The sequence below is a fragment of the Pseudarthrobacter polychromogenes genome (assembly GCF_014644495.1).
GTDB lineage: Bacteria > Actinomycetota > Actinomycetes > Actinomycetales > Micrococcaceae > Arthrobacter > Arthrobacter polychromogenes.
In genome coordinates this window covers 47,874-62,624 of sequence record NZ_BMKU01000002.1, presented here as the reverse complement: position 1 = coordinate 62,624, position 14,751 = coordinate 47,874, and the positions used below count along the sequence as shown (strand labels likewise).

Here is a 14,751-nt window from a genome sequence, read left to right as displayed (position 1 = left end):
TATCCTGCACACACCAGCAGGCACCGCACCCAGCCGTCCGATCCCAGGGGGAAGCAATGGAGATGCCCAAAGCGACGGACGCTGACAAGGAGCGCTTCCGGTCCCTGGTCCCGGACGTCCCGGACGTGTCGGTGAAGCCGATGTTCGGCAACCTGGGCGCGTTCGTCAACGGCAACATGTTCGCAGGGCTTTTCGGGGGCACCATCGGCATCCGGCTCTCCCCGGAGAACAGGCAGCAGCTCGAAAGCGGCGAGCAGACCGTCCCGTTCGGCCCGGCGGACCGGCCGATGCGCGAGTACACCGGCCTGCCGGAAATCTGGAACGAGGAAGGCGACGGCGACGACGCCCGCGCCAAAGCATGGATCCACAAAGCCTATGAGCACGTGGCGGGCATGCCGCCGAAAGAACCCAAGAGCAAGACCCGTACCGCCGGCAAGTAGCCCTGCAACGCTGCCATAGGCGGCGGCTTAGCGGCGGCACCCGGAGGCCCCGAACCTCCCTGGTAGCCGGGGGCCGGATTACTAAGTAAGCTTATCAACATGGCTTTTGCAACTACAGAGTACGCGGACCCCCGAAACGCGTCATCTGGGAGGTGGACGCAATCGACAAAGAAGTGAAGCGGCGGCTCGAACTCGCTGCCACAATCGGCTTGGATCCACAGAAGCTCTGGCCTTCCTACTTCGGCAGGTCGCCCTGTTCCGCGTTCGAGCTGGACGCCTATCTTCATGAAGCCCTGGCCCTGCCGGCGGTCGAACGCGGGCCTGATGCAGTAAAGGAACTCAACGCAGGACAGCGGCGGTTCCGGCCCGTAAAGCCGGAGAGGGGCGGCCCCGGACACCCACCGGCGGGCCAACAACCGGCGGGCCAGAAACCGGGCAAAGAAGACGCGCTTGCCGCCCTGGGTGCCGCCGGCAAATCCCTGCTTTCCCCGGAGCGGGCAGAAGCGGAACGCCTGAAGTCACTCCACGAGACGGACCTTCTGTACACCGGCCCGGAGGAAGTGTACGACCGCGTTGTTGCCGCCGCCTGGAAGTTCTTCGGCGTGGGCGCCGCATCGCTATCCCTGATCGCCGAGGATGCCCAGTTCTTCAAGTCGGCCGTCGGGCCGCTGCGCGAGGAGGCTCCCCGCGTCATTGCCCTCTGCACGGAAACGGTGGAGCGGAACTCGATGCTGATCATCAACGACACCCTCGCCGATGACCGCTTCGCCTCCAATCCGCTGGTCACAGGCGAGCCCTACATCCGCTTCTATGCCGGCTACCCCCTGCACGGGCCGCGGGGCTGGAACATCGGAACGCTCTGCGTCATTGACCAGCAGCCCAGGACCTTCTCCCCGTCCGACCAGCAGGTGCTGCGGACACTCGCCGCGGTAGTCCAGAAGGACATCGACGCCCGCACCTAGCACCGGCCACCCCGCCTGGCCCACCTCGCCTAAGACCGCCCCGCCCCGGGCGGCTCGGCTTAAAGTCTCCGGGTACGACGACGGCGGGGCGGCCAGCATTTCTGCTGCCCGCCCCGCCGCTGTTGTCCAGTCAGCCGTGGATGGGAATGCTGCTAGCCCGCCACTCCGGCCACCAGGAAGATCACGGCCGCGATGGCGAAGCCCATCACACCGATGAGGGTTTCCATAACGGTCCAGGTCTTCAGCGTGGTCTTGACGTCCATGCCGAAGAAGCGGCCCACCAGCCAGAAGCCGGAGTCGTTCACGTGGGAGACCACCACGGAGCCGGCGGCCACGGCGATCACCATGGCGGCCACCTGCATGCCGTTCAGTCCGGCCAGGGCCACAGCCGGGGCGATCAGGCCCGCGGTGGTGGTCAGTGCAACGGTGGCGGATCCCTGGGCGATGCGCAGGATGCTGGAGATCAGGAAGCCGGCCAGGATGAGCGGGATGCCCAGGTCGCCCAGGACGTCGGCGAGTGCCTGGCCGATGCCGGAGGTGCGCAGGACGCCACCGAACATGCCGCCGGCACCGGTGATCAGGATGACGGAGCAGACCGGGCCGAGCGAGGATTCGAGGAGCTTCTCGAGGGCTCCGGCGTCCTTGCCGCGCTTGCTGCCCAGCACGAACAGGGCCACCAGCACCGAGATCAGCAGCGCCACCGGGGTTTCACCCAGCGTCCGCAGGACCTGGTACCACTGCTCGTCCTTGACGCCTTCGGCGAGCACGCCGGAGGAAGCCAGGGTGTTCAGCCCGGTGTTCATGAAGATCAGGACCAGCGGCAGGAGCAGCAGGCCCACCACGGTGCGGAAGCGCGGCGGGTTGGATTCCGCTTCGGCGGAGGCGTGGCCCAGGATTTCCGGCACGGGAAGGACCAGCTTCTTGCCGGTGTAGAGGCCGAAGAGGTAGGCGGTGACGTACCAGGTGGGGATGGCGACGATCAGGCCGGCGAGGGTGACCAGGCCGATGTTGGCATCGAAGAACGCGGACGCGGACACCGGACCCGGGTGCGGGGGCAGGAAGATGTGCATCACGGAGAACGCGCCCGCGGCGGGCAGGCCGTAGCGGAGCACTCCCCCGCCCAGGCGGTGGGCCACTGCGAAGACGACCGGCAGCATGACCACCAGGCCGGCGTCGAAGAAGATGGGGAAGCCGAAGATCAGGGAGGCCAGGCCCAGCGCAAAGGGGGCACGCTTTTCGCCGAAGACGCCGATGAGGTAGTCGGCCAGCACCTTGGCGCCGCCGCTGGTTTCCACGATGCGGCCCAGCATGGCTCCGAGGCCGACCAGGAGTGCCACCGTGCCGAGGGTGGTGCCGAACCCGTTGATCAGCACCGGGACCACCTGGTTGGCGGGAATGCCGGTGGCGAAGGCGGTGGCGAGGCTGATGAGGATCAGGGCGATCAGGGCGTGCATCCGCAGCTTGATGATCAGGAACAGCAGGACGAGGATCGCGGCTCCCGCGATGAGCAGCAGGGGTCCTGCGCCCAGCGTTTGGGTCCATCCTTCGATGGTCATGGTTCTCCTTTGAAACAGTACTTTTAGGGGTTTAGGGGGCGGTCAGGGCGCGCAGGGCGCCTGGCCGGTGGGAAGCTGCAAGGCCTGCACGACGGCGGCGACCAGCTGCTCAGGCGACTGCGAGATGTCCAGGCGGAGGCTGCCGGCGTCGAGTTCTTCCTGGCTGAGCGGCTCCAGGGTGGCAAGCTGGCTGGGCAGCAGGGTGGGCGGCATGAAGTGGCCCGCCCGGCCCTGCATGCGCTGGCCGATCAGGTCCGCGCCGCCGTCGAGGTGGAGGAAGACCACGCGGCCTTCCGCTTCGGAGAGGAGCTTGCGGTAGCTCTTCTTGAGGGCGGAACATGTCAGGACGGTGCTGCAGCCGGCCTGCGCCTGGGCGGTCATCCAGGTGCGGATTTCCTGCAGCCAGGGCCAGCGGTCCTCGTCCTGGAGCGCAATGCCCTGCGTCATCTTGGTGATGTTGGCTTCGGGGTGGAACTCGTCCGCTTCGGCGCAGGCCCAGCCCAGCTGCGAGGACAGGGCGGCCGCGAGGGTGGTTTTGCCTGAGCCGGCAACGCCCATGACCACAAGGTGCGTGGGGGGATACTGCATGTCATACCTCCGGAGAAGACGTCTTTGGCTTTCGAAGAAGCTCGCTGTGGGCCCGTCTAGAAGTGGGCTACGCCATAAGGTATCACCTTTTGCTGCAAAGATACTATCTTTTCGTGTTACAGGTCATACCTTTCCTCTCTTTCCCGGTATTCTGGGAAGGCGCTGCGGCGCAGGAGAGGCGGACAGAATGTCGACGGCGACAGATGAGGGCGCGGATAAAGCGCACGACGGCGGGGCCTCCCCCGCGATGCATGAGCGGGTCCTGGAGGCGGTGGGGGTTGCCATCGCTTCCGGCAACCTGGCCCCCGGCAGCCGGCTCACCCTTGAAGGGCTGCAGCAGGAGTACGGGATATCGCGGACCGTAGCCAGGGACACCATGAAGGTCCTGGAATCCATGAACCTGGTCTACTCGCGGCGGCGCGTGGGCATTGTGGTCCAGGACCGGTCCCTGTGGAACGTTTTTGATCCGAAGCTGGTGCGCTGGCGGCTGGCGTCAGACCGGCGCGAGCTCCAGTACAGCAGCCTCACCGAGCTGCGCATCGCCGTCGAACCCATCGCCGCCGCCGGTGCGGCCCGGCGTGCCAGCGCCTCGGAACGGGCCCAGCTCGTTGCCCTCGGGGCTGAGCTGCGGCGGCTGGGTGAAGCCGGCGACCTCGGGGGGTTCCTGGCCGCGGACATCGAGTTCCACCAGTTGCTCCTGCGAAGCTGCGGGAACGAGATGTTCCAGGCGCTGGACGGCATGGTGGCGGAAGTGCTGACCAGCCGGACCCAGCAGGGGCTCATGCCGTTCAAGCCCCGGGATGAGGCACTGCAGGCGCACGAGGACGTGGCGGCAGCAGTGGCGCGCGGCGATACGGCCGTGGCCGAATCGGCGATGCACCACATCCTGGATGAAGTGCGGGAAGCGATGGGCCTGGCTTAAGTCCCTGCGCTGGCGCTGTGTGGGGTGACTTCCCACAAGGACGGCCCTGGCCCGCACAAGCGGCGCTTGCCAGCACCGTCTATGCGGACCAGGACCGCGAATGCTGAGCGCCCTGGTGGTTATGGGCGCGTTGTTCCCGGTGGCTGGGGCTGTGGAACCTACATCCGCAGCGACGCGTATGGCTCACTGGGAAGGTTGCCTACGGACCACGGGTCCGTGGACCGGATCTCGGGCGTGTGGCCCCGGCCGTCGGTCAGGACAACGCAGACAGTGACAATCAGAACCCAGAGTCCAAAGAGCAGGATGCCGAGCAATTCCATGGTTTTGTACCTCTCGTGATGGTGTGCCGGTTGGGCGATTTCAGTGTGTGCAAGCCGCGTGTGACCAAGCGTGTGAGGCCCGCAGACGCCGCTGCTCCGGCGGCGTACCATGGGCCGTATGGCCGAGAATTTGATTCGGCTCCTTGGTCCGCCCGCGGTCGAGTCCCCCGACGCAGCTCCCCTGCAGCCCAGAGGCCGCAAGGCCTGGGCGGTGCTGGCATACCTCGCGCTGCAGGCCGAGGGCACCGGCCGGTCCCGCACGGCGTCGCTCTTGTTTCCGGATGCCGCCGACCCGCTCGGTGCCCTGCGCTGGAACCTGTCCGAGCTGCGGCGGACCCTTGACGGCGTCACGGTGGCCGGCGATCCTTTGCGGCTGGTGCTTCAGCCGCCGTGGCGCTGCGACGCACTCGAAGTGGTGGGCTCGGCCGCCAAGCCCGGCCTGGACCCCCGCGGCTTCACCGGCCAGTTGCTGGAGGGACTGTCCTTCGCCGATTGCCCCGTCTTCGATTCGTGGCTGGCGGACCAGCGCTTTCGGCTGGATAACGTGGTCCAGTCCCTGCTGTACGAGGCCGCGCTGGTTGCATTGGCCTCGGGTGCTCCCGGCGAGGCAGTGGAGCTGGCCACCCTGGCTCTTCACCGGGACCCCTTCCATGCGGACTGCAACGCTGTCCTGGTCAAGGCGCTGGTGGCTTTGGGTGAGCACCGCCGGGCCCGCAGGCACGTGACCGCGTGCGGCGCCCTCTACCGGCAGGAGCTGGGTTTGCCGCTGCCCGCGGAAATCCGGCGTGCCCTCTCCGATGCTGCGCCGGAGGCAGATCCGGGAATGCCGGCCACCGCGGCGACTGTGCGTTCCTACCTTGACGCCGGCGGCGCGTCATTGTGGGCGGGTGCGGTGGATCGGGGGCTGGACCAGCTGCGGCTCGCGGTGGTGCTGGCGCAGCACATTGACGATAGTCACCTGATCGCAGAGTCCCTGGTCACCTTGTCCGGCGCCCTGATCCATCAGGCGGGCGGCCGCGGCGCCGAGGTGGCGGACTTCCTGCACCGTGCACTCCAGGCGGAAGGGCCCGACGGCGCCTCCCGAACGGCCGCCGCCGCATACCGCGAGCTGGGCTACCTGTCCGTCCAAAGGGGTGTGCCGGACCGGGCTGCCGGGTGGCTGGACCGGGCCATGCTGGCGGCCAGGGGATTCCCCGACGAACAGGCGAGAATCCTGGCCATCCAGGGCATGCTGGCCTCAGACACGGCACGGTACGGGGACGCCGTGAGGGCGCTGGCGGAGTCCGGAAAGCTGGCGAAGGCAGTGCGGAACCGCCGGCAGCAGGTCTTCAGCGAGGCACTGCTGGGCCGGGTACGGCTGCTGCGCGGGGAACTGGAGCAGGCGGCTGACTCCCTGGACCGGGCGCAGGCGTGGATTGCGGAGGAACACTGGACGGCGTTTGAACCGTTTGTTGCCGGCGTGCGGGGAGAGACGTACCTTGCCGCAGGGCAGGTGGAGAAGGCTGCGGCCCTGATTGACCGGTCATGGGTGATGGCGGAGCTCGCCGGCGATCACTGCTACATGGCCCTGGCCGCCGGAGCCGAAGCACGGCTCTTGATGGTGCATGGCGATCTGGCAGCAGCGGAGCACTGGATAGACCGGGGCCTCGAACCCACACCCTGGTACCTCTGGTACTCCGCCCGGCTTCTGGATACGGCGGCGGAAGTTTCCATTGCCAGCCGGTCTCCCCGTGCGGCCGCGTTCGTGGAGCAGCTGGTAGAGCTGGCGAGCCGGAGCGGGATGCGGGAATTCGTGGTGCGGGGGCAGTCCCACCGGGCTGTCCTCGGCGACGAAGCTGCGGCACAGGCAGTTCCCTGGCTGGCGAGGGAGGTCGATAACCCCGCGCTGGCGGCGTTCCTGGCGGAGCGCCACCGGGTGGGCCCGTTGCGGCAGGCACTGCCGCATTGAGCAAAAGCTGGGCCGTGCAGGAACGCGACGGATAACAGCGGCTGAAAGATCCCCTTCCCGGAGGCCATGATCCTGAGTAGCCTTCAAAGTAGGGCCCATGAAGGACCTGCCGCGCCATACGGAAGATTCGGTGAGGTGGAAAATGGCCACTACAGAACATTCAGCTGAAGGGCTCGCCGCCACCGCCGCGCCGGCTGTCACGCGGCGCCGCAAAGGCAGCCTGGTGGTCAACTGGATCACCACCACTGACCACAAAACCATCGGGTACATGTACCTGATCACGTCGTTTGCCTTCTTCTGCCTGGCCGGCGTGATGGCCCTGCTCATCCGGGCCGAACTCTTCGAGCCCGGCATGCAGATCCTGCAGACCAAGGAGCAGTACAACCAGCTCTTCACGATGCACGGCATTGCGATGCTGCTCATGTTCGCCACCCCGCTTTTCGCCGGGTTCGCCAACTTCATCATGCCGCTGCAGATCGGCGCTCCGGACGTGGCCTTCCCTCGGCTCAATGCGCTGGCTTTCTGGTTCTTCCTCTTCGGATCCACCATTGCGATGTCCGGCTTCATCACGCCCCAGGGTGCCGCGTCCTTTGGCTGGTTCGCCTATGCGCCACTCTCGGATACCACCTTCAGTCCGGGCATCGGCGGAGACCTCTGGGTGTTCGGCCTGGCGCTGTCCGGCTTCGGGACCATCCTGGGCGCGGTCAACTTCATCACCACCATCATCTGCATGCGCGCCCCGGGACTGACCATGTGGCGGATGCCGATCTTCACCTGGAACACCCTGGTCACCTCAATCCTGGTGATCATGGCCTTCCCGCCGCTGGCCGCAGCCCTGTTCGCGCTCGGTGCCGACCGGCGCTTCGGTGCCCATATCTACGATCCGGAGAACGGCGGCGCAGTCCTCTGGCAGCACCTGTTCTGGTTCTTCGGCCACCCCGAGGTGTACATCATCGCCCTGCCGTTCTTTGGCATCGTCTCCGAGATCTTCCCGGTGTTCAGCCGCAAGCCGATCTTCGGCTACAAGGGCCTGGTCTACGCCACCATCGCCATTGCCGCACTGTCCATGACCGTCTGGGCGCACCACATGTACGTCACCGGCTCGGTGCTGCTGCCGTTCTTCGCGTTCATGACCATGCTGATCGCAGTGCCCACCGGCGTGAAGTTCTTCAACTGGATCGGCACCATGTGGGGCGGCTCGCTGACTTTTGAAACGCCCATGCTGTGGAGCATCGGCTTCCTGGTCACGTTCCTCTTCGGCGGCCTGACCGGCATCATCCTGGCCTCACCGCCGCTGGACTTCCACGTGTCGGACACCTACTTCGTGGTGGCCCACTTCCACTACGTGGTGTTCGGAACCGTGGTGTTTGCGATGTTCGCCGGGTTCTACTTCTGGTGGCCCAAGTTCACCGGCACCATGCTCAACGAGCGCCTTGGAAAGATCCATTTCTGGATGCTCTTCCTGGGCTTCCACGGCACCTTCCTGATCCAGCACTGGCTAGGCGTCATGGGCATGCCCCGCCGGTACGCCGACTACCTGGTGGAGGACAACTTCACGTGGATGAACCAATTCTCCACCATGTCGTCCTTCCTCCTGGGGGCCTCCCTGCTCCCGTTCTTCTGGAACGTCTACATCACCTGGCGGACCGGGAAGAAGGTCACCGTGGACGATCCCTGGGGGTTTGGCGCCTCGCTGGAATGGGCTACGTCCTGCCCGCCGCCGCGGCACAACTTCACCTCCCTGCCCCGGATCCGTTCGGAACGGCCGGCGCTGGACCTGCACCACCCGGAGCTCCGGGTCCGCGAGCACGACACCACGCACAGCCCTGCGGCGGCGGCCCTGGGCGCTGCCGACATCGGCCAGAAGGACGTCCGCAGCCCAAGTCCGGACGAGTAACAAAAAGGCTAGATGCAGCGGGGCTGGTAGGCCGGGTCAGCCGGGCCTGAGCTCCTGCCCAGGGCGTGGGCCACGATCTGGTGGACCACGGGGTCGTTGGGTGTCTGGTCATGCTCGAAGACGTCCAACGGGCACTTGTCCTGGATGGTGATGTTGGTGACCTGCCGCGCCGGGCCTGCGAGGAACTGGCTGTTGTACGGAATCACCACTTCGTCGTAGACCGTGGAGATGACGGTATAGGTCGGCCCGGCCACGGTGTCACCGATGGAGTTGAGCTTCTGCATGAACTCGGAGCCGGCCTGCTGGTCGGCGCAGGCGGCACACCCGAGGGCGGTGAAGTCCGGGTCTCCCAGGACCTCGGGCGGCGGGATGATCACGCCCTCGGTGCCGTGGTTTGAGGGGGCGATGCCGATGAGCTGGTTGACGTTCCTGGCCCCGCCGAGGAAGCCCATGTAGTAGCGGGGCATCATGCCGCCCTGGCTGTGGCCCACCAGATTCACCTTCCTGGCGCCGGTGCCAGACAGGACTGCGTCAACGAACGGGGCGAGTTCCTCTGCGGAGTCCGCGACAGGTGCCGTGGCGTAAACGCCGTTCGTCTCGCCATAGTTCAGGGCAAACACGCAGTAGCCCTGGCTCTTGAGGTAGGGCGAGAGGGTGGACCAGTTCTTCACCATGCTCTCGAAGGTCCCCGGCACCAGGACCACCGGATAGGGGTGTTCGGCGGTTGGCTTGCAGGACCAGTCGTTCGCGCCAGGAGGGGAAATTTCGACGACGTCCGCCTGGGCGGGTGCCACGGCCAGGGATCCGGCCAGGACAGCGGAGGCGGCGATGGACAGGGTTCTGGTGAGCAGCGACATGGAAACCTCTTTGTTTTGTGTCAGCGGGTGCAGGGCCGGAAGCCTGGTGGCGGGCCCGGTTTTCATGCTAGGCACGGCGGGTGCGGCAGCGGCGTGAAGTGCACGGACGTGCGCCACTTTTTGAGCAGACTGCAAGACGGCGGGACGTGGACCCCCTGGCACGCTCCGCCCGTGTTGTTACTGGTCAGTAGCTAAGTTGGGTGCCGCGCGCGGAGGGCCTGACCAGTGCCCGGGCCTGGCCGGCGGTTCATGGCGGCTGCACAAACGTTCACGCCCGGCACCTACGCCGCCGCATGCGGGAGGTGCTGGCACACGCGGGTTAAACAAAAGCATGGCCGGTCAGTGACCGGCCATGCTTTCAAACTTTGAAACCCTAAGGCCCCAGTTTCTCTAAGGAATTAGAGGGACTGGATGTTTACGGCCTGGGGACCCTTGGGGCCCTGCTCGGTTTCGAAGGAGACCTTCTGGTTCTCTTCGAGTGAGCGGAAGCCGGAGGAAGCGATCGCAGAGTAGTGTGCGAAAACGTCCTGTGAGGAGTCATCGGGGGAAATGAAGCCGAAGCCCTTTTCAGCGTTAAACCATTTGACGGTACCAGTAGCCATTATTTTTGTCCTTCGTGAAGGTGGAGGAACTGTCCCGACTTTCGGGTCCTCCTGTTTGGGGTGCTCAAAACCGCTGCTTCAGAAGAACACGGGCTTTCGACCGTGCGTACTGCCTGAACTACGAACTGCATAAACACAACAACAGGATCTACTCTACAGGAGATTCCGGACAGCAATTACCAGTGCCACCTTTAGGCCCCGAGGCCGGGCCCAGGCACCCAGGCCGGGCACCGCCGTCGGCCCCTGTACGCAGGCCCGCGGCAGGCATATCCTGCCAGCAGGTCCAACTCCGCCCCGAGCCGCGGGAGAAGAATCATGGAGATGCCCGCACCTACAGGCAAGACAGCTCCGCAGGAGGTCAACACCCTGGTGATCGGCGCCGGGCAGGCGGGGCTGGCCGCAAGTTACTGGCTCGCCCAGGGCGGGGTGGAGCACCTGCTGTTGGAGGCGCGGGATACCCTGGGCGGCGCATGGCAGGACCGGTGGCATTCGTTCCACTTGAACACGCCCAACTTCTCATTCCTCCTGCCGGACCTGACGTACGACGGCCCCGATCCGGACGCGTTCCTCCCCCGCGACGCCGTCATCGACCTTTTCCGCGATTACGCAACCCGGATCGCCGCCCCGGTACAGATGGGAACGGAAGCCACCCGCATCGCGGCGGCAGATGGCCGCTTCCGCGTGGAAACCTCCGGCGGAACGTTCGCCGCGGCGAACGTGGTTCTGGCGAACGGCGCGTTCCAGCGCACCCGCGTCCCGCCGTCGTCGGCCGGATTCCCCGGGAACGTCCTGCAACTGCACAGCCACCACTACCGCAGCCCCCGCCAGCTCCCGGACGGCGCCGTGCTGGTGGTGGGCACCGGCCAGTCCGGGGGCCAGATCACGGAGGACCTGCTGGACGCCGGCCGCGTGGTCCACTTGTCCGTGTCCGCCTGCCCGGAGGCACCGCGCCGCTACCGCGGCCGGGACATCTTCCACTGGATCCTGCAGGTCAACGTGCACGGCCCCGAGTACGGCATCAACGGACTCCAGGCGGCACAGCTCCCCTCCCCCGCAGCCCGGTTCATGTGCAATCCGCTCCTCTCCGGCAACGACGGCGGACACAGTATCCACCTGCGGGAACTCGGCCGCCGCGGGGTGCGGCTGCACGGCCACTTTGAAGGAACGGACAACGGCGTCCTCGTCTTCAGCGACGACCTCCCCGGACGCCTCGCCATGGCTGAGGCCGGGTTCAGCCAGCGCCTGAAACTGATGGCGGACGCCTACATCGAGGCAGCGGGCATAGATGCGCCGCCGGCCGAAGCGCGCCCCGACGACCCTTGGCTGCCCGGGGAGTCCGGCGCACGGCTGGACCTGGCCGCGGAAAACATAACCTCCGTCATCTGGGCCACCGGGTACGGGCTGGACTTCAGCCTGCTGGACATGCCGGTGCTGGATGAATGGAACTATCCGCGGCACACCCGCGGCGTCACAGACGTTCCCGGCCTGTACGCCGTCGGGCTGCCATGGCTCACCAGGCACCTCTCAGCCACGCTGGCGTTGGTGGGCGAAGACGCAAGATACGTCGCGGAGCATGTCGCGGGACGCTGAGCCTGGTGGCCCTTGCCAACGTCCGGCCGCGGCGTAGGGTTCTCTCCATGGAACCGATGCGGGCCATCCTCCTTCCTGGCGCAGTCCTCCCCGCGCAGGATGCGTACGGCGCCCTGATTGAAGCCCTGGGAGCGGATGTCCAGGCCGTGGCCAAGGACCTGGAGCTTTATGCGGACGAAGAGCCTCCGCCCGGCTGGAGCCTTGATACAGAGGTCGACGGCGTGCTGCGGGAGGCCGATGCCCTCGGATGGGAAACGTTCCACCTTGTGGGCTATTCCGGCGGCGGGGCTGCGGCACTGGCCTTCGCCGCGAAACACCCCGAACGGCTGCTCAGCCTTGCCCTGCTTGAGCCCGCCTGGGCCGGGACCTGGGACTGGAGCCCCGCCCACGCGGAGGTCTGGAAGAAGTACGAAATGCTGGAGACCCTCCCTCCAGAGCAGCTCATGCCCGCCTTCATGAGGCTGGGAGTTAAGCCCGACGTCGTCCTGCCGCCACCACCGCCGGGTCCCCCGCCGCCGTGGATGGCCAGGCGGCCCGCTGGAATCAAGGCGTTCCTGCGCACCTTCCGGAGCTATGACCTGGAACGGGAACGCCTGGCGGCGTTCCGCCCGCCCGTGTTCTGCGCCCTCGGCGGCTTGAGCAACCCGGATGACTACGGCGAGATTGCCGGCCGGCTGGCGCGGGTCTTCTTCCCGGACTTCCATCTTGAAGTCTTCCCCAAGCGCCACCACTTCGACCCGCCCCACCGGATGGAGCCCGTCCGGCTGGCGGAGTTGCTGCGGCGGCACTGGGAGCAGGCGGAAAGCCGCGGCTGAACCTTCCCCCGGACCGCTTATGTTGCTACACTTGCTACGGAGGCAGGCCATGACAACTATTCCACACCGTGAACTGCGGAACGAGAGCAGCAAGATCCTCGAACGCGTGAAGAACGGGGAGACGATCGACGTCACCAACAACGGCGAAATCACCGCCACACTTATCCCGCCATCGGCTTCCCCCCTGGAACGCTTGCTGCTGGCAGGTCAGGTCCGGGCGGCAACTGGCCCCGTGGACTTCACCGCCCTGCACCGGATCGCCCTGGAATCCAGCACGGAGGACATTCTGGACGATCTCCGCGGCGACCGGTGATCATTTACGCGGATACCTCGGCTGTCCTCAAGCTCGTGGTGGAGGAGCAGGAATCATCCACCCTGGCGGAGTACCTCTCAACGGCGTCCCGGACCCACAGGCTGATCGCCTCCATGCTCCTCTACACAGAGCTCCACTGCGCGGCGCGCCGTCGCGCAATACACGGCGAACTGGTCAATGCAGCGCTTGGCGGCATCAACCTCGTTGACCTTGTACGTTCGGACCTCATGTACGCTGCCGCCTTGCCGGGCAGGCTGCGCAGCGCGGATGCCATTCACCTGGCCGTGGCTATTCGCCTGCAGGTTGACGTTCTGGTGTCCTACGATGTGGAACTCTTGGCCGCAGCGGTTGATGCCGGCCTCAATGTCCTGTCACCGGGCAAGCGAACCGGGCCGTAACGAGGATTCAGTTCACCCCTCCCAGACGTAAATTGTCGGCGGCTGCGTGTAGCTTGGGCAGATAAGTCATCCCGCCGCCGGAAGCCCACTGAGGACGCCTTGGATTTCTACGCCATCAACAGCCTGCGTGAGAACCACGCCGGCTGGTCCCTGCTCCGGGCGCAGAACGCGCCGCTGGCTTTGTCCTTCTTCATGAAGGCCTTCACCGGACCCAACCAGAGGGATATCGGCCGGCAGCAACTCATCGACCACCTCGACGACGTCCTGTTCGGCCTGCGCGACGTGTACGGCGAAAACAAATTTCCCCGGCCCGCCGGTGAGTACCTGGACGACTGGGCCGCGCCGGAAAAGGCCTGGCTGCGCAAGTACTACGTTCCCGGCCAGGACGAGCCGCACTACGATCTCACCCCCGCCGCGGAGGACGTGGTGCGCTGGGTGGAAAACCTTCGCGGGCGGGACTTCGTGGCCACCCAGTCCAGGCTCACGAGTATCTTCGCGGTCCTGAAGGCACTGGTCCAGCAGTCGGAGACCGATCCCGAGGTCCGGCTCGCAGAGCTTCAGCGCCAGCGGGACGGCATCGATGCCGAGATGCAAAGAATCAGGGACGGCAACATCAGGGTGATGACGGCCCCGGAGGCGCTGGACCATTTCCAGCAGCTGACAACCCTCGCCAAGGACCTCCTCGCCGATTTCCGCGAGGTTGAACAGAACTTCCGGAAGCTGGACCGGCAGGTGCGTGAACAGATCGCCATCTGGGACGGCACCCAGGGCGAACTTCTGGAGACCATCTTCGCCAACCAGCAGGGCATCAGCAGCTCCCTTCAGGGCCGTACGTTCCAGGGTTTCTGGGACTACCTGATGTCGCCCCAGCTGCGCACCGAGCTGCAGGACCTGCTGCAGCGTGCCACGGAAATCGAAGCGCTCTCCGGCGTGGAGGACCTGCACGCCGTGACACGGCTGCACCAGGACTGGCTTCCCGCCGTGGACCAGACGCAGGCCACTGTGCGGCAGCTGTCCGAGCAGATGCGCCGGCTCCTTGATGACAAGGTCTTCCTTGAAAACAAGCGCATCATGCGGCTGATCCGGAGCATCGAATCCAGTGCGCTGGGCACCCGGGAGGCGCCGCCGTCGGGCGTTTTCATGGAGATCGCAGCGCAGTCGGTGGACGTCGCACTGCCGTTCGAGCGGCCGCTGTACGAGCCAAGCCGGAAGATGATGGTGGACGACGCCGTGCTGGCCGCCGATGATTCGGAGGTGGACGCCGGCGCCCTGTTCAGCCAGTTCCACGTGGATATGGAGCGCCTGCAGGCGAATGTGGATGCCGTCCTGGCCGGCGCCGAGCAGGCCACCCTTGTTGACGTGACGCAGGCCTATCCGCTGCAGCAGGGACTCGCCGAAATCGTGGCGTACTACCAGCTGGCCAGCGAATCCGAATGGGCCAGCATCCATGACGACGTTCCCCAGCAGCTGCAGTGGAAGCTTCCCGACGGCAGCACCCGCGAAGCAACTATCGACCAAATCATCTTTGTGAGGCCGGCATGAA

At 66.0% G+C, this 14,751-nt stretch carries 15 protein-coding genes; 10 read left to right on the top strand and 5 right to left on the bottom strand.

Annotation, left to right across the window (positions count from 1 at the left end; all coding sequences use genetic code 11):
• Positions 1-56 precede the first annotated feature (56 nt).
• A complete protein-coding gene (locus IEX43_RS03585; RefSeq protein ID WP_188809123.1) occupies positions 57-440 on the top strand; it encodes a TfoX/Sxy family protein in 384 nt (127 codons plus the stop codon).
• Between the two features lie 152 nt (positions 441-592).
• Entirely contained in the window at positions 593-1,402 is an 810-nt protein-coding gene (locus IEX43_RS03580) for a GAF domain-containing protein (RefSeq protein WP_188809122.1), read from the top strand.
• Between the two features lie 152 nt (positions 1,403-1,554).
• Here IEX43_RS03580 and IEX43_RS03575 read toward each other — a convergent pair whose 3' ends face one another.
• Together IEX43_RS03575 and IEX43_RS03570 are read right to left on the bottom strand one after the other, a co-directional pair.
• On the bottom strand, positions 1,555-2,958 hold the full coding sequence (locus IEX43_RS03575) for a GntP family permease (protein WP_188730497.1): 1,404 nt from the start codon (positions 2,956-2,958) through the stop codon (positions 1,555-1,557).
• 42 nt (positions 2,959-3,000) lie between these two features.
• Entirely contained in the window at positions 3,001-3,546 is a 546-nt protein-coding gene (locus IEX43_RS03570) for a gluconokinase (RefSeq protein WP_188730499.1), read from the bottom strand.
• Between the two features lie 187 nt (positions 3,547-3,733).
• Between IEX43_RS03570 and IEX43_RS03565 the strand changes: the two genes are divergently transcribed.
• Positions 3,734-4,468 carry a FadR/GntR family transcriptional regulator gene (locus IEX43_RS03565; RefSeq protein ID WP_188809121.1) on the top strand — a complete coding sequence of 245 codons (735 nt, stop codon included), beginning with the start codon at positions 3,734-3,736 and terminating at the stop codon, positions 4,466-4,468.
• A 158-nt stretch (positions 4,469-4,626) separates the two neighbouring features.
• On the opposite strand, the gene IEX43_RS03560 is transcribed toward IEX43_RS03565, so the two are convergent.
• On the bottom strand, positions 4,627-4,788 hold the full coding sequence (locus IEX43_RS03560) for a hypothetical protein (protein WP_188730503.1): 162 nt from the start codon (positions 4,786-4,788) through the stop codon (positions 4,627-4,629).
• A 118-nt stretch (positions 4,789-4,906) separates the two neighbouring features.
• Between IEX43_RS03560 and IEX43_RS03555 the strand changes: the two genes are divergently transcribed.
• Together IEX43_RS03555 and ctaD are read left to right on the top strand one after the other, a co-directional pair.
• Positions 4,907-6,736: an SARP family transcriptional regulator gene (locus IEX43_RS03555; protein ID WP_229666300.1), complete on the top strand. Its 1,830-nt coding sequence runs from the start codon at positions 4,907-4,909 to the stop codon at positions 6,734-6,736.
• Positions 6,737-6,878: 142 nt separating this feature from the next.
• Positions 6,879-8,633: an aa3-type cytochrome oxidase subunit I gene (ctaD, locus tag IEX43_RS03550; RefSeq protein WP_188809119.1), complete on the top strand. Its 1,755-nt coding sequence runs from the start codon at positions 6,879-6,881 to the stop codon at positions 8,631-8,633.
• An 8-nt stretch (positions 8,634-8,641) separates the two neighbouring features.
• On the opposite strand, the gene IEX43_RS03545 is transcribed toward ctaD, so the two are convergent.
• Complete coding sequence (locus IEX43_RS03545; RefSeq protein WP_188809424.1) at positions 8,642-9,490, bottom strand: esterase/lipase family protein; 849 nt, start codon at positions 9,488-9,490, stop codon at positions 8,642-8,644.
• Positions 9,491-9,888: 398 nt separating this feature from the next.
• Positions 9,889-10,092 (bottom strand): cold-shock protein, encoded by a 204-nt coding sequence (locus IEX43_RS03540; protein WP_066274236.1) that lies wholly within the window; start codon positions 10,090-10,092, stop codon positions 9,889-9,891.
• Positions 10,093-10,407: 315 nt separating this feature from the next.
• Here IEX43_RS03540 and IEX43_RS03535 point away from each other — a divergent pair, with 315 nt between their 5' ends.
• From IEX43_RS03535 to IEX43_RS03515, 5 genes are all read left to right on the top strand, one after another.
• Positions 10,408-11,682, top strand: a complete 1,275-nt coding sequence (locus IEX43_RS03535) for a flavin-containing monooxygenase (protein WP_377102719.1) — start codon at positions 10,408-10,410, stop codon at positions 11,680-11,682.
• 47 nt (positions 11,683-11,729) lie between these two features.
• Positions 11,730-12,497 (top strand): alpha/beta fold hydrolase, encoded by a 768-nt coding sequence (locus tag IEX43_RS03530; RefSeq protein WP_188809117.1) that lies wholly within the window; start codon positions 11,730-11,732, stop codon positions 12,495-12,497.
• 49 nt (positions 12,498-12,546) lie between these two features.
• Positions 12,547-12,810 (top strand): type II toxin-antitoxin system Phd/YefM family antitoxin, encoded by a 264-nt coding sequence (locus IEX43_RS03525; protein WP_188809116.1) that lies wholly within the window; start codon positions 12,547-12,549, stop codon positions 12,808-12,810.
• Positions 12,807-13,208, top strand: a complete 402-nt coding sequence (locus tag IEX43_RS03520) for a type II toxin-antitoxin system VapC family toxin (RefSeq protein ID WP_188809115.1) — start codon at positions 12,807-12,809, stop codon at positions 13,206-13,208. Before IEX43_RS03525 ends, IEX43_RS03520 begins: the two co-directional genes overlap by 4 nt.
• A 99-nt stretch (positions 13,209-13,307) precedes the next feature.
• Positions 13,308-14,750 (top strand): DUF3375 domain-containing protein, encoded by a 1,443-nt coding sequence (locus tag IEX43_RS03515; RefSeq protein WP_188809114.1) that lies wholly within the window; start codon positions 13,308-13,310, stop codon positions 14,748-14,750.
• Position 14,751: the final 1 nt, after the last annotated feature.